The sequence below is a fragment of the Blastococcus sp. SYSU D00868 genome, from assembly GCF_054050575.1.
Window position 1 is genome coordinate 37,291 of record NZ_JBJGZO010000026.1, and the last position, 19,764, is coordinate 57,054.

A 19,764-nucleotide genomic window follows, 5' to 3' on the forward strand; every position below is an offset into this window, starting at 1 on the left:
TGCCCCGGCGGCGGGGAGCGGGGGACGTGGGGATCAGCAGCACGCTGGAGCGGGCCGGGCGACGGCGCCCGGCCTGGCTGAGCGGCACCCGCGGCCGGGTCCTCGGTCTCGTCGTCGCGGTCGTCCTGGTCGTCGCCGTGGCGGTGAGCTGCAGCGGCGGCCGGGACGCCGGCGCCACCGTGCCGGTCCAGGGGGACGGGCCGGACGCCGGCGTGGACGGCGTCCGGTCCCCGTCGGACGCCGAGGGCGGCACCCTGCGGGTGGTCGCCGGCGAGATCGACTCCCTGGACCCCCAGCGCTCCTACTCGCCGGGCGTGTGGAACCTCATGCGGCTCTACACCCGCACGCTGGTCACCTACGCGTCGGCGCCGGGGGAGACCGACACCCTGGTCCCCGACCTCGCCACCGACCTCGGCACCACCCCCGACAACGGGCTGAGCTGGGCCTTCACCCTCCGTGAGGGGGTGCGGTTCGAGACGGGCGAGCCGATCACGTCGCGGGACGTCAAGTACGGCATCGAGCGCTCGTTCGCCTCCGACCTGATCGTCGGCGGCCCGACGGCGGTCGTCGACCTGCTCGACGACCCGGCCAACCCCTACGCCGGCCCCTACCAGGACGAGGCGCCCGACCGGCTCGGCCTGGCGGCGATCGAGACCCCGGACGACCGCACCGTCGTCTTCCGGCTGCGCGCGGCCACCCCCGACTTCCCGTACGTGCTCGCGCTGCCCTCGAGCAGCCCCGTGCCGATGGCCGCGGACGGCGGCGCCGCGTACGAGACCGACCCGGTCAGCTCCGGCCCGTACGCGATCACCTCCGTCGACCCGCAGACCGGCATCGTGCTGGACCGGAACCCGCAGTGGGACCCGGCCACCGACGACGTCCGGACGGCGCTGCCCGACCAGGTCGTCGTCCGCACCGGGCTCTCCGGGCTCGACCGCGACCAGGCGCTGCTGGCGGGCTCGGCCGACGTCGACCTGTCGGCCACCGGCATCCAGATGCCGACCCAGGCCCGGCTGGCCGAGGGCGCCGGCGGGGATGTGCCGCTCACCGACCGGGTGGACGCGCTGTCCACCGGGGCGGTCCGGCTGCTCGCGCTGCCCACCGACGTCGCCCCGATGGACGACCCGAACTGCCGGGCCGCGGTCGCCGCGGCCGTCGACCGCGGCGGGGTGCAGGACGTCCTCGGCGGCGGCGCCGACGCCGTGACCACCTCCCGGCTGTGGCCGGCCGGCCTCGACGGCGGCCCGGAGGACGCCGACCCGGCGGCGGACGCCGACGCGGCGCGGGAGGCGCTGGCCGCCTGCGGCACGCCCGACGGCTTCAGCACGGTCCTCGCCGTGGCCGACGCCCCGGCCAGCGTCTCGGTGGCCGAGGAGCTGGCCGGCCAGCTCGCCGAGGTCGGCATCACCGTGGAGGTGCGCCCGCTGCCGGCGAGCAGCTTCTACGCCCGCGACGTCGGCGACCCCGACAACGTGCGGGCCAGCGGGGTGGGCATGATCCTCGCGACCTGGACGGCCGTGGTGCCGACGCCGTCGGCGTTCCTCGTCCCGCTGGTCGACGGCCGGTCGGTGAGCCGGGTGGGCAACACCAACTACGCCCGGCTGGTCGACCCGGCGATCAACGGGCTGGTCGACGCCGCGGTCGCCGCGGGCACCGACCCGGCGGTCGCCCGCGACGCCTGGCGGGAGGTGGCGACGGCGGCCGCGGCCACCGACGCCTACGTGCCGCTGGCCGAGACCCGGGTGCAGCTGCTGGCCGGGCAGCGGCTGCGCAACGGCGTGGTGATGGAGCCCTACAGCGGCTACGACCTGGCCACCGCGGGCGTGCGCTGACCCCGGTCCCCGCGGGCGCCGGGTCGCTGACGGGGGACCCGCCGCGGCTCGGTTACCCTGGACCCATGGTCGAGCTCGTCCTCAACGTGCTGCTGGTGCTCACCAGCGTGCTGCTCGTGGTGCTCATCCTCCTGCACCGCGGGAAGGGCGGCGGCCTCTCCTCGATGTTCGGCGGCGCGGTGTCCTCGTCGCTGTCCGGGTCGTCGGTGGTGGAGAAGAACCTCAACCGGCTGACCGTGTTCACCGGCCTCATCTGGGCCGTCTGCGTCGTCGCGCTGGGCATCCTGCTCAAGGTCTGAGCGCGACCACCCGGGTACGCACGGTGATCCGGGTCGAAAACGTGACCTGGAACGCCCTCTCCAGGCCCTAGACTCCCGACGGCGGCGCGACCGCGCCGAGTTCGGTGCTTCAGTCCAGGGGGCGCTCGTGGCTGGTGGGAACGCGATCCGGGGCACGCGGGTCGGTGCGGGTCCGATGGGGGAGGCCGAGCGCGGCGAGGCCGCGCCCCGCCGTCGGGTGGCCTTCTGGTGCGCCCAGTCGCACGAGACGCGGGTGTCCTTCGCCTCCGATGCCGAGGTGCCCGAGCTGTGGGACTGCCCGCGCTGCGGCCTGCCGGCCGGCCAGGACCAGGCGGCCCCGCCGCCGGCCCCGCGCACCGAGCCGTACAAGACCCACCTGGCCTACGTGCGCGAGCGGCGCACCGACGCCGACGGCGACGCCCTCCTCGAGGAGGCCCTCGCCAAGCTGCGGGCCCGCCGCGGCGCCTGACTCAGCAGCCGTCGCCCACCGGGCTCGGCCGCCAGGCCGCGCAGTCGACGTCCCAGTAGCGGGCGCGCCGGTCGACGGGCTCGGCCGGGAACGCGCGCGCCCCGGGAGCGGGCGCGGGCGGCGGGACCGGCGCGGGCGACGGGTCGGTGGCGGGGCGGGTGCGGGGCAGGACGGCGGTCATGACGGTTCCTCCGGGATCGGTGGGGGCCGGGGGCGGCGGGGGTGTCACGCGTCGACGTCGACGCGGGCCAGGTGGTCGGTCACCAGGAAGGCGCGGCGCAGGCCGGTGCTGAGGCCGTCGAACGGCGAGGCCTGCGACCGGTGCTCGGCGATCGCCGCCTCCCGGCGGTCGAGGACCGCGGTCACGTCGAGCACGTCGGTGACGTCGGCGTCGGCGCGGCCGAGCGCGGCGGGGTCCAGCTGCAGGTAGACGGTGTCGGGCCGCAGCGTCTGCATCTCGACCAGCCATCGACGCAGCAGGGCGTTGGGCAGGCAGTGCTCGTACAGGCGCGGCCGTGGCTCGGGCAGCGCCCGCAGGGCCGCCCGCACCGCGGCGCGCACGTGCAGGTGGTCGCGGTGCCCGTCGCTGCCGTCGAGGACGACGACCACGTCCGGCGCGACCTCGCGGGTCAGGCGCAGCAGGTCGCCGGCCACCTCGTCGACCGCGGCGGCGCACAGGGACCCGTCCGGCGGGTCGCCGTCGAACCCGGAGTCGCGGTAGCCGAGCAGCTCGACCCGCCCGGCGCCCAGCAGGCCCGCGGCCGCGCGGAGCTCCGCCTCGCGGACGGCGCCCAGGTCGCCGGCCACCCCGCTGCCGGGCCGGACCTCGCCGGCCTCGCCGCGCGTGGCGCACGCGATCGTCACCTCGGCGCCGAGCAGGGCGGCGCGGGCGATCACCGAGCCGCAGCCGAACGCCTCGTCGTCGGGGTGCGCGACGGCGACCAGCCACCGGTCACCGGGGCGGACGTCGACCAGCAGGTCGCGGGGGCGGGCGGTGCGCGTCTCGGTCATGCGGCGATCGTGCGATCGCCGACTTGACGGGTTCTTGCGGCGGTCTAGGTGTCCTGGTCGGCGGGGGAGTCCCCGGCCGCGGGCAGCCGCCCGGCGGCGGCCGCGTCGAGCAGCCAGCGGGTGGCCCGGCGGCCGTGCGCGCCGGCGGCCGGCAGCTCCTCGACGGGCGCGCCGCCGAGCGCGCGGGCGACGGCCTCGGCCTTGCCCTCGCCGGAGACGAGCAGCCACACCTCCTCGGCGGAGGTGATCGCCGAGAGGCCCAGGCTCACCCGGGTCGGCGGCGGCTTGGGGCAGTCGCGCACCGCGACGACCGGGCGCTCGTCCCGCACGGCGGGGGAGTCGGGGAAGATCGACGCCACGTGCCCTTCCGGGCCCATGCCGAGCAGCAGCACGTCGAACCGCGGCAGCGCCTCGCCCCCGGGCGCGGCGGCGGCCAGCTCAGCGGCGTACCAGTCCGCGGCCTCCTCCGGCGTGCCGAAGCCGGCGTCGGACGCCGGCATGGCGTGCACCCGCTCGGCGGGCACGCCCACCGGGTCCAGCAGCGCCTCGCGGGCGCCCTGCTCGTTGCGCTCGGCGTCGCCGGCGGGCACGAAGCGCTCGTCGCCCCACCAGACGTCCACGGCCGTCCAGTCGACCCGCTCCCGGGCCGGCTCGGCCGCCAGCCCGGCTACGTGCCGGAGCACGGCCGTGCCGATCCCGCCGCCGGTCAACACCACCGACGCCGTGCCGTGCACCGCCTGCGCCGCGGCCAGCCGGGCCACCAGCGCGGCCGCCACCGCGCGGGCGAGCACGTCGGCGTCGGGCTGGACGACGACGTCGGGCACGGGCCGGCCGGCGTCCCCGCCGAGCGCGCCCGCGATCCGGTCGCCGGGGGAGAGGCTCATGCGACCGGGGCGGAGGGGTCGGCGGTCTCCGACGGGTTCCGCTCCCCGTCGAGCGCGACCTCGTCGGTGCCCTCGGAGTCGCCGGGGACGGTGGGGGCGGCGTCGCCGGCGTCGTCGCCCTCGTCGGCGTCGGCCATCTCGTCGACGTCGGCCATCTCGTCGTCGTCGGGACGGGCCGGGTCGAACCACACGTGGTCACGCACCGGGGAGCGGCCGGTCAGGCCGGTCACCCCGGTGGCGGCCTCGAGCGCCTCGGCGTAGGGCTCGTCGGGGTCCAGCCGGCGCAGCTCCTCGCCGAGCAGGTCGCCCAGCGGCCGCTCGGGCAGGGGGACGGTGGAGTCGGGCCGGTAAGGCTGGGTCAGGACCGCCCCGCCGCGCCGGTCGGCGCGCACGGCCACCTCCTCGTCCTGGTCCAGCCGCAGGTGCACGCCGTCCACGCCGCTGGGCCCGGGCCGGCGGGCGCCCTCGGTGACCTCGATGGGGCAGCCGCAGCGCGAGGAGAGCCAGCCGGCCAGCAGCTGCGCCGACGCGTTGCCGGGGTCGCCCTCCACCCGGCCGGCGTGCACCTGCACCGCGTCGGAGCGCCGGCCGGAGACGGCGTCCAGGGTCGAGGTGAGCGCCGCCCGCCACGGGGTGCTGCGGGTCCAGGCGAGGTCGGTGTCCCCCGGGGCGTAGTCGTTGGCCCGGACGCGCAGCGCCGTCAGGTGGTCCTCGGCGATCGAGCTGTCGGTGATCCGGCGGTCGGCGATGACCGCCAGGGCGTCGGTGGCCATCCGCTCCGGGGCGGGCGCGTGCCACCAGGCGACGACGGGGGCGTCGGCGGCCAGCAGGGGCAGCACGACCGACTCGGCGTGCAGCGCCAGCCGGCCGTACATCCGCATGACCACGGCCTCGCCGGGGCCGAGGCGGCCGCCGATGAGCACCTCGGCGTCCAGCCGCGGCACCGGGGCCTCGATCTGCCGCCGGACCACCACGAGGATCCGGCAGGGGTGCTGCGCGGCGGCGGCGGTCGCCGCCTCCTCGGCCTCGGCGACGCGCGCCTCGTCGGCGACCACGACCAGGGTGAGGGCGACGCCGGAGAGGACCGCGCCGCCGGTCCGCCGCTGCGCGGCGAGCTCCTTGACGACGGCGGAGCCGGTGGTGTCCCAGAGGGTCGTCATCGGGTCTCCTCGTCTCGGGGTGAGTTCACGGTCGCCGCCACCTCCGGCCCTCGGCGGCGAGCATCTCGTCGGCCGCGCGGGGCCCCCACTCGCCGGCGCGGTACGGGTGCGGGGTGCTGCCGGCCCAGAACTCCTCGAGCGGGTCGATGACCGCCCAGGAGGCCTCGACCTCGGCGTTGCGGGGGAACAGCGTCGCGTCGCCCAGCAGGACGTCGAGCAGCAGCCGCTCGTAGGCCTCGGGGCTGGCCTCGGTGAACTGCTCGCCGTAGAGGAAGTCCATGGAGACGTCGCGGACCTCCATGACGCTGCCCGGCACCTTCGACCCGAACTTGAGGGTGACCCCCTCGTCGGGCTGCACGCGCACCACCAGCTGGTTGTTGCCCAGCTCCTCGGTGTCGGTGTCGGCGAAGGGCAGGTGCGGGGCCCGCTTGAACACCAGGGCGATCTCGGTGACCCGGCGGGGCAGCCGCTTGCCGGTGCGCAGGTAGAACGGCACGCCGGCCCAGCGGCGGGTCTCCACGCCGAGCCGGACGGCGGCGTAGGTCTCGGTCGTCGACTCCGGGTCGACGCCCTCCTCCTGCCGGTAGCCGTGAGCCCGCTGGCCGGCCAGCCAGCCCTGCTCGTACTGGCCGCGGATGGCGGCGGTGCGCATGTCCTCCGGCAGCGACACCGCGCGCAGCACCTTGAGCTTCTCGGTGCGGATCTCCTCGGCGGAGAACTCGACCGGCTCCTCCATCGCCGTCAGCGCCAACAGCTGCAGCAGGTGGTTCTGCAGCACGTCGCGGGCCGCGCCGGTCTTCTCGTAGAAGCCGGCCCGCCCGCCGATGCCGACGTCCTCGGCCATCGTGATCTGCACCGAGTCGACGTGGTTGCCGTTCCAGATCGGCTCGAACAGGGTGTTGGCGAACCGCAGCGCCATCAGGTTCTGGACGGTCTCCTTGCCCAGGTAGTGGTCGATGCGGAAGACGTCCTCGGCGCTGAAGACGGAGTCGACGAGCGCGTTGAGCTCCCGGCTGGAGGCCAGGTCGGTGCCGAACGGCTTCTCCACCACCACCCGGCGCCACCGGTCCGGGGTGCTCTCGGCCATCCCGGTGCGCTGCATCTGCTTGAGCACCACCGGGAACATCGCCGGCGGGATGGACAGGTAGAACGCGGCGTTGCCGCCGATGCCGTGGCTGCTCTCCAGGTCGGCCAGCGCCCCGGCGAGCTCGTCGAAGGCGTTGTCGTCGTCGAACGAGCCCTGGACGAACCGGACGCTGCCGGCCAGCCGCTCCCACACCTCCTCCCGCCACGGGGTGCGGGCGGCCTTGCGCGCGGCGTCGCGGGCCAGCTCGGCGAAGTCGGTGTCGCCCCAGTCGCGGCGGGCGAAACCGAGCAGCGCGAAGTTGGTGGGCAGCAGGCCGCGGTTGGCCAGGTCGTAGACGGCCGGCAGCAGCTTCTTGCGGGCCAGGTCACCGGTGATGCCGAAGACCACCAGCGCGCACGGGTCGGGGACCCGGGGCAGCCGCCGGTCCCGGGGGTCGCGCAGCGGGTTGACGATCATGGGTCCGTCCTCGGGTCGCGGTGCCGCCGTCCGGTGCTGCGGGAGACCGGACGGCGGCGGGGGCGGCTGCTGTGGCGGTGCTACTTCTTGTCCTCCAGCTCGCTCTTGACCGACGCGGTGAGCTCGTCCCAGGAGTCGACGAACTTCTTCACGCCCTCGTCCTCGAGGACCCGGAAGACGTCGTCGAGGTCGACGCCGGCGTCCCGGACGGACTGCATGACCGCCGCGGCGTCGTCGTAGGCCTTCTGCACCGGGGTGCCGGGCGTGCCGTGGTCGGCGTAGGCCTTGAGCGTCTTCTCCGGCATCGTGTTGACGGTGCCGGGGGCGATGAGCTCGCTGATGTACAGGGTGTCGGGCAGCTCGGGGTTCTTGACCCCGGTCGAGGCCCACAGCGGCCGCTGCGGGCGGGCGCCCTTGGCCTCCAGCGCCTTCCAGCGGTCGGAGGAGAAGACCTCCTCGTAGGCCTGGTAGGCCAGCTGCGCGTTGGCCACGCCCGCCTTGCTCTTGAGCGACGCGTCGGCGCCGGCCTTCTCCAGCCGCTTGTCGATCTCGGTGTCGACGCGGGAGACGAAGAACGACGCGACGGAGGCGATCTGGCTCAGGTCGGCGTCGGGGTCGTCGGCCAGCCGCTGCTCCAGCCCGGTCAGGTACGCGTCCATGACCGCGCGGTACCGCTCGAGGCTGAAGATGAGGGTGACGTTGACGCTGATGCCGCGGGCGATCGAGGTGGTGATCGCCGGCAGGCCGGCCTCGGTCGCCGGGATCTTGATGAACAGGTTGGGCCGGTCCACCAGCCACCACAGGTGCGCGGCCTCGGCCGCGGTGGCGTCGGTGTCGTGCGCCAGCCCGGGGGCGACCTCCAGCGAGACCCGCCCGTCGCCGGGCTGCCGCTCGGCGACGGGGGCGAGCAGGTCGCAGGCGTCGCGGACGTCGGCGGCCGTGATGGTCCGCAGCGCCTCCTCGACGCTGACCCCGCGGACGGCCAGGGCGTGCAGCTGGTCGTCGTAGGACTCCGAGCCGCTGATCGCCGCGGCGAAGATGGTCGGGTTGGTGGTGACGCCGACGACGGAGTGCTCGTCGACCAGCGACTGCAGGTTCCCGCTGCGGATGCGGTCGCGGGACAGGTCGTCGAGCCACACGGCGACCCCGGCCGAGGAGAGCTCGGCCAGCCTCTCGTTCTGAGCCATGACGGATGCCCTTCGTGGGTCGGTGCGGCCGCTCAGCGGTCGCCGGTCGGGTGGGGGAGCCCGCCGGTGGCGGCAACCGGCCCGGCGGGGACGGCGTTCCCGGAGGCGGCGGCCTCGACGCTCTCCCGCGCCGCGGCCACGACGGCCTCGTCGGTGAGGCCGAACTCCTCGTAGAGGACGGAGTACGCGGCGCTGGCGCCGTAGTGGGTCAGCCCGACGATCCGGCCGGCGTCGCCGACGAACTCGCGCCAGCCCAGCGGCACGCCCGCCTCGACGCTGACCCGGGCGCGGACCGAGGGCGGGAGCACCTCGTCCTTGTACGCCTGGTCCTGGTCGGCGAACCACTCGACGCACGGCACGGAGACCACGCGGGTCGGCACGCCGTCGGCCTCGAGCCGCTCGCGCGCCGCCACCGCGATCTGCACCTCGGAGCCGGTGCCCAGGAGGATCACCTCGGGGCTGCCGTTCGACGCGTCGGCCAGCACGTAGGCGCCGCGCGCCACGCCCTCGGCGGAGGCGAACTGCTCGCGGTCGAACACGGGCAGGTTCTGCCGGGACAGCAGCAGGCCGGCCGGGCGGTCGTTGTTCTCCAGGATCGTCCGCCAGGCCACCGCGACCTCGTTGGCGTCCGCCGGCCGGACGACGTCCAGGCCCGGGATCGCCCGCAGCGCCGCGACGTGCTCGATCGGCTGGTGCGTCGGGCCGTCCTCGCCGAGGCCGATCGAGTCGTGCGTCCACACGTAGACGACCGGCAGCTGCATGAGCGCGGCCAGCCGGACGGCCCCGCGCATGTAGTCGGAGAAGGTGAGGAAGGTGCCGCCGTAGACGCGGGTGCCGCCGTGCAGCGCGATCCCGTTCATGATCGCGCCCATGGCGTGCTCGCGGACGCCGAAGTGCAGGGTGCGCCCGTAGGGGCCGCCGGACCACATCTTCGTCTGCCGGTTGGCCGGCAGGAACGACGGCTCGCCCTCGACGGCGGTGTTGTTGCTCTCCGCCAGGTCGGCCGACCCGCCCCACAGCTCGGGCAGCCGCGGGTAGAGCGCCGCCAGCACCTTGCCGCTGGCCTTGCGGGTGGCCACACCCTTCTCGTCGGCGGGGAAGCTCGGCAGGTCCTCGCCGAAGCCCTCGGGCAGCCGGCGCTCGCGCATCCGCTCGAGCAGCTCGGCGCGCTCGGGCTGGGCCTGCGCCCAGGCGTCGAAGCGCTCCTGCCACTCGGCGTGCTCCTGCTTGCCCGCGTCGACCACCGAGCGGGCGTGGGCGAGCACCTCGTCGTCCACCTGGAAGGTCCGCTCCGGGTCGAAGCCCAGGACCTCCTTGGTGGCGCGGACCTCGTCGTCGCCCAGCGCCGAGCCGTGCGCGGCGCCGGTGTTCTGCTTGTTCGGCGCCGGCCAGGCGATGATCGTCCGCAGCACGATGATCGACGGGCGGCCGGTCTCGGCCTTGGCGGCGGCGAACGCCGCGTCGACCGCCGCGAGGTCCTCGCCGTCGTCCACGTGCTGGACGTGCCAGCCGTAGGCCTCGTAGCGCTTGCCGACGTCCTCGGTGAACGCGACCGCGGTGTCGTCCTCGATCGAGATCCGGTTGTCGTCGTAGACCAGGACCAGGTTGCCCAGCTGCTGGGTGCCGGCCAGCGAGGAGGCCTCGCCGCTGACGCCCTCCTCCAGGTCGCCGTCGGAGCAGAAGGCCCAGATGGTGTGGTCGAACAGGCTCTCGCCCTCGGGGGCGTCGGGGTCGAGCAGGCCGCGCTCGCGGCGGGCGGCCATCGCCATGCCGACCGCGTTGCCCACGCCCTGGCCCAGCGGGCCGGTGGTGGTCTCGACGCCGGGGGTGTGGTTGACCTCGGGGTGGCCGGGGGTCTTCGAGCCCCAGGTGCGCAGCGCCTGCAGGTCCTCGACCTCCAGGCCGTAGCCGGAGAGGAACAGCTGCACGTACAGCGTCAGGCTGGAGTGCCCCATCGACAGGACGAAGCGGTCGCGGGCGACCCAGTTCGGGTCGGACGGGTCGTGCCGCAGCCACTTGTGGAAGAGCAGGTAGGCCGTCGGGGCCATGCTCATGGCCGTGCCGGGGTGGCCGTTGCCCACCTTCTGGACGGCGTCCATGGCGAGCACGCGCGCGGTGTCGATCGCGCGGCGGTCCAGCTCGCCGAAGCCCTCCGGCAGCGTGGGCCGCGGCTGGCGCGGGTCCCCGGTGGGGCTGTCGACGGCGGCCTCGGCCGGGGCCTCGGACGCTGTGCTCTTCGTCTCGCCTGTCATCGTGGCGGTGCTCCCTCGGTCGGCCGGGTCGGGGTCTCTCCGGGCCGGAGGACCGGACCCGGGCGGCGGCGGTGTGCGGTGCGGCGACGGGCCGGCCTGCCCCCGGCCCCCACCGGACCGACGACCGCGCCGTCGTCGACCCCCTCGTCGCGACCCCGGCCCTACCCGCTGCACCTGCAGCACCAACGTGCACGACCCTAGTCATCCGTGCCGATGGGCCGCCCGGCCGCGGGCTACAGTTGGCCCGTTCGACACCCGGCCGGAAGGGACCCCGTGCTGTCTCCGTCGCCGGTGGAGCCCCGCACCCCGTGCCCTCGGGAGGCCCTCCGGTGACGGCGGTCTCCGAGCGCCCGGCGGTCTCCACCCGCAGCCTCGCCTCGGTGGTGGGCGCCTACGTCGCGCTGACCAAGCCCAAGCTCGTCGAGCTGCTGCTGGTCACCACGCTGCCGGCCATGATGCTGGCCGCCGACGGCTGGCCCTCCTGGCGGCTCGTCGTCGCCACGATGGTCGGCGGCATGCTGGCCGCCGGCGCCGCGAACACGTTCAACTGCTGGTACGACCGCGACATCGACCGGCTGATGTCGCGCACCCGCACCCGGCCGATCCCCTCCGGGGCGGTCACCCCGCGGGCCGCGCTCGTCTTCGGGCTGGTCCTGGCGGCCGCGTCGCTGGCGATCCTCTGGTTCGAGACGACGCCGCTGGCCACCGCGCTGGCCGCGCTCGCGATCCTGGCCTACTCGATCGTCTACACGATGGTCCTCAAGCGCCGGACCAGGCACAACACCGTCTTCGGCGCCTTCCCCGGGGCCGCGCCGGTGCTCATCGGCTGGGCCGCCGTCACCGGCTCGCTGGCGTGGCCGGCCGTCGTCTTCTTCGCCATCGTCTTCTGCTGGCAGATGCCGCACTTCTGGGCGCTGGCCAGCCGGTTCCGCGAGGACTACGCCCGCGCCGGCGTGCCGATGCTGTCGGTCGTCGCCGGCCCGGAGAGCGTCGGCCGCCAGTCCGTGGCGTGGGCCTGGGCGACCCTCGGCGCGACCCTGCTCATGGGGTCGCTCACCCCGGTCCTGGGCTGGGCCTTCGCGATCGGCGGCGGGCTGCTCGGCGCCTGGTACGTCATCGAGTCGCACCAGTGGCTCAACCGGATCCGTACCGGCGTCCCGGACCGGCCGATGCGGCTGTTCTCGGTGTCCATCACGCAGATGACGCTGATCTCGATCGCCATCGCGATCGACGTGCTGCTCTGACTGTGTGATCTGTCGGCCTCCGGCCGACACCGCGGCCGACGGCCGTCCCCGACGGCCGTTGAGCCGCTGCCCGTGTCCCGATCGGGGGACCCTCCGGGCCCCCGCGATCGGTCCACCCCAGCCGCCTGCCGTCCCCGGCTCCCGCTGGACCCATCGGCCGACGTGCCGTACCCGGCTTCCGTCCGGCCGTCACCCCGTCCGGAGCGCCGTCACAGGCACTGTGCGCTCCGTGCCCACTCGGCGCCTCGACTGGGCGCTGGCCGCACAGTGCCCGTGGGTCAGCGGGTGGCGGGGGCCTCGGTGCGGGGCGCCGGCTCGAGGGGGGCCTCGGAGGCCGGGCCGCGGACCGACCAGACCAGGCGGGCGGTGTAGGCGGTGACCAGCACCGCGCCGAGCATGTGCAGCAGCACCAGGGCCGCGGGCAGGTGCAGGAAGTACTGCACGTAGCCGACGACGCCCTGCAGCGCCACCACGACCAGCAGGTCGCGCGCCGCGCGGCGGGTGCGGCCGGCCGAGTCCGTCGCGTAGAGGGCGACCAGCAGCGCGACGGTCAGCCCCACCAGCAGGAACACCACGTCCGCGTGCAGCTGGCTGACCAGCTCGGGGTCGAAGCCCATCCGGTCGACCCGCAGGCTGCCGTCGGCGTCCGTCTGCAGGTCGCCGCTGTGCGGCCCGCTGCCGGTCACCACCGTGCCCAGCACGAGGACCGCGGCGGTGGTGGCGGCGATGCCGCCGACCAGCAGCGCGAACGGGCGGCGGACCAGCAGCTGCCCGACGCCCGGCTCCCGGCTGCGCAGCCACAGCACGGTCATCAGCGCCACCAGGACGGCGGACAGCAGGAAGTGCGCCGCCACGGTCCACGGGTTCAGCCCGGTCAGCACGGTGACCCCGCCGAGCGCCGCCTGCACCGGGATGCCCAGGAAGCCCAGGACGGCGAGCGGGCGCAGGTCGCGGCGGGGCGAGCGCCACACCACCACGAGCGTGGCCAGCGCGATCAACCCGAGGACGCCGGTGAGCGTGCGGTTGCCGAACTCGATCAGGCCGTGGCCGGCGAGCTCCTCGGTGGGCACGAAGCTGGCGTCGGTGCAGTTGGGCCACGTCGGGCAGCCGAGCCCGGAGCCGGTCAGCCGCACGGCCCCGCCGGTGACGACGATCAGCCCGTTGGCGACCGCGTTGGCCAGGGCCACCCGGGAGATCGTCCGCGAGCCGAACGACACGGAGGAGAGCGAGGCGGGCAGGACCGGCACGACCCGATGCTAGGCGGTCGCCGGGCCGGGGTAGGGCACGACGACGGGCCGCCCAGCGACGGCGGCGAGACCTCCCTCACGGATCGAGTGGCATGACGAGCCCGTACTTCTCCGGCGGCCCCTTCGACGAGTTCCTCGCCCGCTACCTCGGCGGCGGGGGCCCGCGGCGCATCGACCTCCTCCAGCTGCTCACCCAGCACGGCAGGCAGCTCCTCTCCGCGGCCGCCCGGCACGCCGCCGAGGCCGGCCACGCCGACCTCGACACCCAGCACCTGCTGTGGGCGATGACCGGGGACGAGCCCACCCGCACCCTGCTGTCGCGGGCCGGCGCCGACCCCGACGAGCTCCGCCGCCAGCTGGACGGGGAGCCGCCCCGCGGCGAGCCGCGCGCCGAGCCGCCCGCCCTGACCCCGGCCGCCAAGCGCACCCTGCTCGACGCCCACCAGGTGTCCCGCGCGCTCGGCTCCACCTACATCGGCCCCGAGCACCTGCTCTACGCCATGGCCGTGAACCCCGAGTCCCCGGGCGGGCAGGCCCTGCGCGCCCGCGGCATCACCCCCGAGGCCCTGCAGCAGGCGGCCACGGGCGGGGGCGGCGGGGCCGGGGCGCCGGGACAGGGCGGCGGCCGCCCGCCGTCGGGCACGCCGACCCTGGACGAGTTCGGCCGCGACCTCACCGAGATGGCGCGCGACGGCCGGCTCGACCCGGTGATCGGCCGGGACGACGAGATCGAGCAGACGCTCGAGGTGCTGTCCCGGCGCCGCAAGAACAACCCCGTGCTCATCGGCGAGGCCGGCGTCGGCAAGACCGCGATCGTCGAGGGCATCGCCGCGCAGATCGCCGCCGACGACGTCCCCGACACCCTGCGCGGCCGCCGGGTGATCGAGCTCGACCTGACCGGGCTGGTCGCCGGCACCCGCTACCGCGGCGACTTCGAGGAGCGGCTCACGAAGATCATCGACGAGATCCGGGAGCACTCCGACGAGGTCGTGGTCTTCATCGACGAGCTGCACACCGTCGTCGGCGCCGGGGCGTCGGAGGGGTCGGGCGGCGCGGGCAACATGCTCAAGCCGGCGCTGGCCCGCGGCGAGCTGCACGTCATCGGGGCGACGACCCTGGAGGAGTACCGCCGCAACATCGAGAAGGACGCCGCGCTCGAGCGGCGCTTCCAGCCGATCCTCGTGCCCGAGCCCTCGGTGGAGGACGCCGTGGAGATCCTCCGCGGGCTGCGCGACCGGTACGAGGCCCACCACCAGGTGCGGTTCACCGACGAGGCGCTCGTGGCGGCCGTGGAGCTCTCCGACCGGTACGTCCCCGACCGGCACCTGCCGGACAAGGCGATCGACCTCATCGACCAGGCCGGCGCCCGGGTGCGCCGCCGGGTGAAGACCCCGCCGACCGACCTGCAGGGCCTGGAGCAGGAGGTCGCCCGCCTCGAGCGGGAGAAGGACCAGGCGGTCGCCGCCGAGCAGTACGAGCGGGCCTCGGAGCTGCGCGACGAGCTCGCCGCGGCCCGGCAGCGGCTCGAGCAGGCCCGCGCCGGTGGCGACGCCGGCGTCCCGTGCGTGGAGGTCGAGGACATCGCCGAGGTGGTCTCCCGCTCCACCGGGATCCCGGTCAGCCAGCTGACCCAGGAGGAGATGCAGCGGCTGCTCGCCCTCGAGGAGCACCTGCACCAGCGGGTGGTCGGCCAGGACGAGGCGGTGGCGGTCGTCGCCGAGGCGGTCCGGCGCTCGCGCGTGGGGCTGGCCGACCCGGACCGGCCGATCGGCAGCTTCCTGTTCCTCGGGCCCACCGGCGTCGGCAAGACCGAGCTGGCCCGGGCGCTGGCCGAGGCGCTGTTCGGCGACTCCGACCGGATGATCCGGCTGGACATGAGCGAGTTCCAGGAGCGGCACACGGTCAGCCGCCTGGTCGGCTCGCCGCCCGGCTACGTGGGCTACGAGGACGCCGGCCAGCTCACCGAGGCCGTGCGGCGCCGGCCGTACTCGGTGGTGCTGCTCGACGAGGTCGAGAAGGCCCACCCCGACGTCTTCAACACCCTGCTGCAGGTCCTGGACGACGGGCGGCTGACCGATTCCCAGGGCCGGACCGTCGACTTCAAGAACACCGTGCTGATCATGACGAGCAACCTGGGCTCGGAGCTGATCCAGGGCCGCAACGCCCCGCTGGGCTTCGGCACCGGGGACGCCGCGGCCGCCGACGCCGGGCTGCGCGACCGGCTGATGCGCCGGCTGCGGGAGTCGTTCCGCCCCGAGTTCCTCAACCGGATCGACGAGATCGTCGTCTTCTCGCAGCTGGAGACCGAGCAGCTGCGCCGGATCACCGACCTGCTGCTGGAGGAGACCCGGCGACGGATGGCCGCCCAGGACATCACCCTGGAGTTCGACCCGGAGGCCGTCGACTGGCTCGCCGAGCGCGGGCACCAGCCGGAGTTCGGCGCCCGGCCGCTGCGGCGGGTCATCCAGCGGGAGGTCGACAACCCGATGTCCCGGCTGCTGCTCGACGGGCAGGTCCGCCGCGGCGGGCGCGTGCGCGTCTCGGCGGGGGAGGAGCACCTGGAGTTCACGCCGGTCGAGGAGCAGGTGGAGGCCGGTCAGGCGTGAGGACGGCCCCCGCGTGAGGTGCGTCACGGCCGCGACGGACGTCACGCGGGGGGTTAGGGCGCCCTTGGTTGCGGCCCTCCGGAAATAGGTCACACTCGTGTTGTGGAAAGCGAGGACCGGAGCACGCGGCACCGCGTGAGCGGCCTCCTGCTCGAGCACGGCCCGCAGACCGCCAGCGAGCTCGCCGGGCGGCTGGGGATCTCGCCCGCCGCCGTCCGCCGGCACCTCGACGCCCTGGTCGCGACCGGCCGGGTCGAGGAGCGGCAGGCGCCGGGCGCCCGCCGCGGCCGGGGGCGCCCCGCGCGGCAGTACTCGCTGTCCGACGTCGGCCGGTCCACGTTCCCGCACGCCTACGACGACCTCGCGCTGACCGCGCTGCGGCACATCGCCGCCTCGCAGGGGCCCGAGGCCGTGCGCGCGGTCGCGGAGGCGCAGCTGTCCGGCCTCGAGGAGCGCTGCTCCACCGCCGTCGAGCAGGCCACGGCCGGCCGCGCCGGCGCCCCGGTGGACCGCGCCCAGGCGCTGGCGACCGCCCTGACCGCCGAGGGCTACGCTGCCGCGGCCTCGACCATCGCCGGCGGGGGCCAGCTCTGCCAGCACCACTGCCCGGTGGCGCACGTCGCGGCGGAGTTCCCCCAGCTGTGCGAGGCCGAGACGGCGGTCATCGGCCGGCTCGTCGGCACCCACGTGCAGCGGCTGGCCACGATCGCCCACGGCGACGGCGTGTGCACGACCCACATCCCCGGGCCCCTGCCGGGGGGCGGTCCGGGCCACATCCGCGCGGGGAACAGATCGGCCCCCGCACGCCCTGTACCAGGTGACCGGAGAGCGCCGGGACCAGCTCCACGCGCCCCGTCCACCAGCAGCTCCACCCTCACGTTCGACCGGGAGAGGACGCCCGCATGACCAGCACCCAGCAGCCGGTGACCACCGCATCGGGGGCCGCCACGCCGCTGACGCAGGACGAGCAGATCGAGCAGCTCGGCCGCTACCAGTACGGCTGGGCGGACGCCGACGTCGCCGGCGCCTCGGCCAAGCGCGGGCTCAACGAGGACGTCGTCCGGGACATCTCGCGGCGCAAGAACGAGCCCGAGTGGATGCTCGAGCGGCGCCTCAAGGCCCTGAAGCTGTTCGACCGCAAGCCGATGCCCGACTGGGGCTCGGACCTGTCCGGGATCGACTTCCAGAACATCAAGTACTTCGTGCGCTCCACCGAGGCCCAGGCCGCCTCGTGGGAGGAACTGCCCGAGGACATCAAGAACACCTACGACAAGCTGGGCATCCCCGAGGCCGAGAAGCAGCGGCTGATCGCCGGCGTCGCGGCCCAGTACGAGTCCGAGGTCGTCTACCACAAGATCCGCGAGGACCTCGAGGAGCAGGGCGTCCTGTTCCTCGACACCGACACCGCGCTGCGCGAGCACGAGGACCTGTTCAAGGAGTACTTCGGCTCGGTGATCCCGGCCGGCGACAACAAGTTCGCCGCGCTGAACACCGCGGTGTGGTCCGGCGGCTCGTTCATCTACGTGCCGAAGGGCGTGCACGTGGAGATCCCGCTGCAGGCCTACTTCCGGATCAACACCGAGAACATGGGCCAGTTCGAGCGGACGCTCATGATCATCGACGAGGGCGCCTACGTGCACTACGTCGAGGGCTGCACCGCGCCGATCTACAAGAGCGACTCGCTGCACTCCGCGGTCGTCGAGATCGTCGTCAAGAAGAACGCGCGCTGCCGGTACACGACCATCCAGAACTGGTCGAACAACGTCTACAACCTGGTCACCAAGCGGGCGGTCGCCCACGAGGGCGCGACCATGGAGTGGGTCGACGGCAACATCGGCTCCAAGGTGACGATGAAGTACCCGGCCGTCTGGATGACCGGCGAGCACGCCAAGGGCGAGGTGCTCTCCATCGCCTTCGCCGGCGAGGGCCAGCACCAGGACGCCGGCGCCAAGATGGTGCACGCCGCGCCGCACACGTCGTCGAACATCATCAGCAAGTCGGTGGCCCGCGGCGGTGGCCGCACCTCCTACCGCGGCCTGGTGCAGATCGACGAGGGCGCGCACGGGTCGCGGTCGACGGTGAAGTGCGACGCGCTGCTGGTCGACACGATCAGCCGGTCGGACACCTACCCCTACGTCGACGTCCGCGAGGACGACGTCGCGATGGGCCACGAGGCGACCGTCTCCCGGGTCAGCGAGGACCAGCTCTTCTACCTGATGAGCCGCGGCATGACCGAGGACGAGGCCATGGCCATGGTCGTGCGCGGGTTCGTCGAGCCGATCGCCCGCGAGCTGCCGATGGAGTACGCCCTCGAGCTCAACCGCCTCATCGAGCTGCAGATGGAAGGTGCCGTCGGCTGATGCCGGACAGCTTCGAGAACACCAGCACCACCCTCGCCGGCGAGCTGTTCGCGCCGGGCGTCGGGGCCCAGGCCGGCCCGCCGGCCACCCCGGCGGCCGGCACCGGCACCGCCGGTGAGGCCGCGCCCGGCGCGCACAGCCACGGCGGGCCCGCCCCGACCGGCTCGCCGGCCGAGCGGTTCACCTCGACCGACCCCGACGCGTTCGGCGAGCCCACCGGCCGCGAGGAGGACTGGCGCTTCACCCCGATGCGCCGGATCCGCCCGCTGCTGAAGGGAGCGCCGTCGGACGCGCACCTGGGCCAGGAGCACGACCTGCCCGACGGCGTCGAGCTCGCCACCGTCGAGGCCGACGACCCGCTGCTCAAGGGCCTGCCCGAGCCGACCGACCGGCTCGCGGCGCTCACCCGGCAGCGCAGCGGCGGCGCCCTCGTCGTCCGCGTGCCCGCCGAGGCGCAGCTCGACCGGCCGGTCACCCTGCGGCTGACCGGCACCGGCACGGACGACGTCGTGTGGGGGCAGCTCGTCGTCGAGGTCGGCGCGTTCGCCGAGGCCACCGTCGTGCTCGACCACAGCGGCCTGGCCCGCTACTCCGGCGGCGTCTCGGTGCTCGTCGGCGACGGCGCGCAGGTCTCCCTGGTGTCGGTGCAGGACTGGGCGCCGGGCAGCGTGCACGGCGGCCAGTACGACACGGTGGTCGGCCGCGACGCCTCCGTCACCCAGGTCGTGGTCACCCTCGGCGGCGACCTCGTCCGGCTGGTCAGCAACGTGGCCTACGCCGGCCCCGGCGGCTCGGCCGAGCTCTACGGCGTGTACTTCGCCGACGAGACCCAGCACCAGGAGCACCGGCTCTGGGTCGACCACGCGGTGCCGCACTGCCGCAGCAACGTCCTCTACAAGGGCGCGCTGCAGGGCGAGGAGGCGCACACCGTGTGGGTGGGTGACGTCCGGATCCGCCCGGCCGCCGTCGGCACCGAGACCTACGAGCTCAACCGCAACCTGGTGCTCACCGACGGCGCCCGCGCCGACTCGGTGCCCAACCTGGAGATCGAGACCGGCGAGATCGTCGGCGCCGGGCACGCCAGCGCCACCGGCCGGTTCGACGACGAGCAGCTGTTCTACCTGTGCTCGCGCGGCATCGACGCCGAGACCGCCCGCCGCCTGGTGGTGCGCGGCTTCTTCGCCGACGTCGTCCAGCGGATCGGCGTCCCCGAGCTCCAGGACCGGCTGATGGCCACCGTCGAGGCGCGCCTGGGCACCGAGCCGTCTCTCCCGGGCCCCGGCTCCCCGACGCAGCCGGTGGAGGCCTGATGGCCTTCACCCGCCTGTGCTCGCTGGCCGACGTCAAGGAGCCCGGCGCGCTGCGCGTCGAGCTCGCCGACGTCGGGGTCGGCGGCGACCGCGAGGCCATCGCCGTCGTCCGCTTCGAGGGCGAGGTCTTCGCCATCGAGGACGTCTGCTCGCACGCCGAGGTCGCGCTCTCCGAGGGCGACGTCGAGGAGTTCAAGGGCGCCCCGACCATCGAGTGCTGGCTGCACGGGTCGTGCTTCGACCTGACCAGCGGCCGCCCCACCAACCTGCCGGCCACCGAGCCGGTCCCCGTCTACCCGGTCCGCGTGGACGGCGACGACGTGCTCGTCGACGTCGACTCGCCGATCGGCAACTGAGGAG

At 74.8% G+C, this 19,764-nt stretch carries 17 protein-coding genes; 9 read left to right on the top strand and 8 right to left on the bottom strand.

The window, feature by feature from the left end; all coding sequences use genetic code 11:
* Nucleotides 1-26 precede the first annotated feature (26 nt).
* From ACI79F_RS18780 to ACI79F_RS18790, 3 genes are all read left to right on the top strand, one after another.
* Complete coding sequence (locus tag ACI79F_RS18780; protein ID WP_456543226.1) at nt 27-1,832, top strand: ABC transporter substrate-binding protein; 1,806 nt, start codon at nt 27-29, stop codon at nt 1,830-1,832.
* A gap of 65 nt (nt 1,833-1,897) precedes the next feature.
* The gene (gene secG / locus ACI79F_RS18785) at nt 1,898-2,131 is read left to right on the top strand and encodes a preprotein translocase subunit SecG (RefSeq protein WP_456543225.1); all 234 of its coding nucleotides are present in this window, start codon (nt 1,898-1,900) and stop codon (nt 2,129-2,131) included.
* A 127-nt stretch (nt 2,132-2,258) separates the two neighbouring features.
* The gene (locus tag ACI79F_RS18790; RefSeq protein ID WP_456543224.1) at nt 2,259-2,600 is read left to right on the top strand and encodes an RNA polymerase-binding protein RbpA; all 342 of its coding nucleotides are present in this window, start codon (nt 2,259-2,261) and stop codon (nt 2,598-2,600) included.
* A 1-nt stretch (nt 2,601) separates the two neighbouring features.
* Here the strand turns inward: ACI79F_RS18790 and ACI79F_RS18795 are convergent, their stop codons facing one another.
* The 7 genes from ACI79F_RS18795 to tkt all read right to left on the bottom strand — a co-directional run bounded on the left by ACI79F_RS18795 (nt 2,602) and on the right by tkt (nt 10,637).
* The gene (locus ACI79F_RS18795; RefSeq protein ID WP_456543223.1) at nt 2,602-2,781 is read right to left on the bottom strand and encodes a hypothetical protein; all 180 of its coding nucleotides are present in this window, start codon (nt 2,779-2,781) and stop codon (nt 2,602-2,604) included.
* 44 nt (nt 2,782-2,825) lie between these two features.
* Complete coding sequence (locus tag ACI79F_RS18800; protein WP_456543222.1) at nt 2,826-3,611, bottom strand: PIG-L deacetylase family protein; 786 nt, start codon at nt 3,609-3,611, stop codon at nt 2,826-2,828.
* A 44-nt stretch (nt 3,612-3,655) separates the two neighbouring features.
* Nucleotides 3,656-4,495 carry a 6-phosphogluconolactonase gene (pgl, locus tag ACI79F_RS18805; protein WP_456543221.1) on the bottom strand — a complete coding sequence of 280 codons (840 nt, stop codon included), beginning with the start codon at nt 4,493-4,495 and terminating at the stop codon, nt 3,656-3,658.
* Entirely contained in the window at nt 4,492-5,655 is a 1,164-nt protein-coding gene (locus ACI79F_RS18810; RefSeq protein WP_456543220.1) for a glucose-6-phosphate dehydrogenase assembly protein OpcA, read from the bottom strand. Before ACI79F_RS18810 ends, pgl begins: the two co-directional genes overlap by 4 nt.
* 25 nt (nt 5,656-5,680) lie before the next feature.
* Nucleotides 5,681-7,198, bottom strand: coding sequence for a glucose-6-phosphate dehydrogenase (zwf, locus tag ACI79F_RS18815; protein WP_456543219.1), 1,518 nt, complete (start codon nt 7,196-7,198; stop codon nt 5,681-5,683).
* A gap of 80 nt (nt 7,199-7,278) precedes the next feature.
* The gene (gene tal / locus ACI79F_RS18820) at nt 7,279-8,385 is read right to left on the bottom strand and encodes a transaldolase (protein WP_456543218.1); all 1,107 of its coding nucleotides are present in this window, start codon (nt 8,383-8,385) and stop codon (nt 7,279-7,281) included.
* A gap of 32 nt (nt 8,386-8,417) precedes the next feature.
* Entirely contained in the window at nt 8,418-10,637 is a 2,220-nt protein-coding gene (gene tkt, locus ACI79F_RS18825) for a transketolase (protein WP_456543217.1), read from the bottom strand.
* Between the two features lie 329 nt (nt 10,638-10,966).
* Here tkt and ACI79F_RS18830 point away from each other — a divergent pair, with 329 nt between their 5' ends.
* Nucleotides 10,967-11,881: a heme o synthase gene (locus tag ACI79F_RS18830; protein ID WP_456543216.1), complete on the top strand. Its 915-nt coding sequence runs from the start codon at nt 10,967-10,969 to the stop codon at nt 11,879-11,881.
* 278 nt (nt 11,882-12,159) lie between these two features.
* On the opposite strand, the gene ACI79F_RS18835 is transcribed toward ACI79F_RS18830, so the two are convergent.
* Complete coding sequence (locus tag ACI79F_RS18835) at nt 12,160-13,128, bottom strand: COX15/CtaA family protein (protein WP_456543215.1); 969 nt, start codon at nt 13,126-13,128, stop codon at nt 12,160-12,162.
* Between the two features lie 92 nt (nt 13,129-13,220).
* Between ACI79F_RS18835 and ACI79F_RS18840 the strand changes: the two genes are divergently transcribed.
* From ACI79F_RS18840 to ACI79F_RS18860, 5 genes are all read left to right on the top strand, one after another.
* Entirely contained in the window at nt 13,221-15,734 is a 2,514-nt protein-coding gene (locus tag ACI79F_RS18840) for an ATP-dependent Clp protease ATP-binding subunit (RefSeq protein ID WP_456543214.1), read from the top strand.
* Nucleotides 15,735-15,836: 102 nt separating this feature from the next.
* Nucleotides 15,837-16,640 (top strand): helix-turn-helix transcriptional regulator, encoded by an 804-nt coding sequence (locus ACI79F_RS18845; protein WP_456543213.1) that lies wholly within the window; start codon nt 15,837-15,839, stop codon nt 16,638-16,640.
* Nucleotides 16,637-18,094 carry a Fe-S cluster assembly protein SufB gene (gene sufB / locus ACI79F_RS18850; RefSeq protein WP_456543212.1) on the top strand — a complete coding sequence of 486 codons (1,458 nt, stop codon included), beginning with the start codon at nt 16,637-16,639 and terminating at the stop codon, nt 18,092-18,094. Before ACI79F_RS18845 ends, sufB begins: the two co-directional genes overlap by 4 nt.
* Nucleotides 18,094-19,404, top strand: a complete 1,311-nt coding sequence (gene sufD, locus ACI79F_RS18855; RefSeq protein WP_456543211.1) for a Fe-S cluster assembly protein SufD — start codon at nt 18,094-18,096, stop codon at nt 19,402-19,404. Before sufB ends, sufD begins: the two co-directional genes overlap by 1 nt.
* Entirely contained in the window at nt 19,404-19,760 is a 357-nt protein-coding gene (locus tag ACI79F_RS18860) for a non-heme iron oxygenase ferredoxin subunit (RefSeq protein WP_456543210.1), read from the top strand. Before sufD ends, ACI79F_RS18860 begins: the two co-directional genes overlap by 1 nt.
* Nucleotides 19,761-19,764 lie beyond the last annotated feature (4 nt).

What these genes read in the sequence shown, in the direction of transcription:
- tkt (WP_456543217.1), bottom strand. Translation starts at nt 10,637, where the DNA reads ATGACAGGCGAGACGAAGAGCACAGCGTCCGAGGCCCCGGCCGAGGCC.
- pgl (WP_456543221.1), bottom strand. Translation starts at nt 4,495, where the DNA reads ATGAGCCTCTCCCCCGGCGACCGGATCGCGGGCGCGCTCGGCGGGGAC.
- sufB (WP_456543212.1), top strand. Translation starts at nt 16,637, where the DNA reads ATGACCAGCACCCAGCAGCCGGTGACCACCGCATCGGGGGCCGCCACG.
- sufD (WP_456543211.1), top strand. Translation starts at nt 18,094, where the DNA reads ATGCCGGACAGCTTCGAGAACACCAGCACCACCCTCGCCGGCGAGCTG.
- ACI79F_RS18810 (WP_456543220.1), bottom strand. Translation starts at nt 5,655, where the DNA reads ATGACGACCCTCTGGGACACCACCGGCTCCGCCGTCGTCAAGGAGCTC.
- ACI79F_RS18860 (WP_456543210.1), top strand. Translation starts at nt 19,404, where the DNA reads ATGGCCTTCACCCGCCTGTGCTCGCTGGCCGACGTCAAGGAGCCCGGC.
- tal (WP_456543218.1), bottom strand. Translation starts at nt 8,385, where the DNA reads ATGGCTCAGAACGAGAGGCTGGCCGAGCTCTCCTCGGCCGGGGTCGCC.
- zwf (WP_456543219.1), bottom strand. Translation starts at nt 7,198, where the DNA reads ATGATCGTCAACCCGCTGCGCGACCCCCGGGACCGGCGGCTGCCCCGG.
- ACI79F_RS18840 (WP_456543214.1), top strand. Translation starts at nt 13,221, where the DNA reads ATGACGAGCCCGTACTTCTCCGGCGGCCCCTTCGACGAGTTCCTCGCC.
- ACI79F_RS18800 (WP_456543222.1), bottom strand. Translation starts at nt 3,611, where the DNA reads ATGACCGAGACGCGCACCGCCCGCCCCCGCGACCTGCTGGTCGACGTC.
- secG (WP_456543225.1), top strand. Translation starts at nt 1,898, where the DNA reads ATGGTCGAGCTCGTCCTCAACGTGCTGCTGGTGCTCACCAGCGTGCTG.
- ACI79F_RS18795 (WP_456543223.1), bottom strand. Translation starts at nt 2,781, where the DNA reads ATGACCGCCGTCCTGCCCCGCACCCGCCCCGCCACCGACCCGTCGCCC.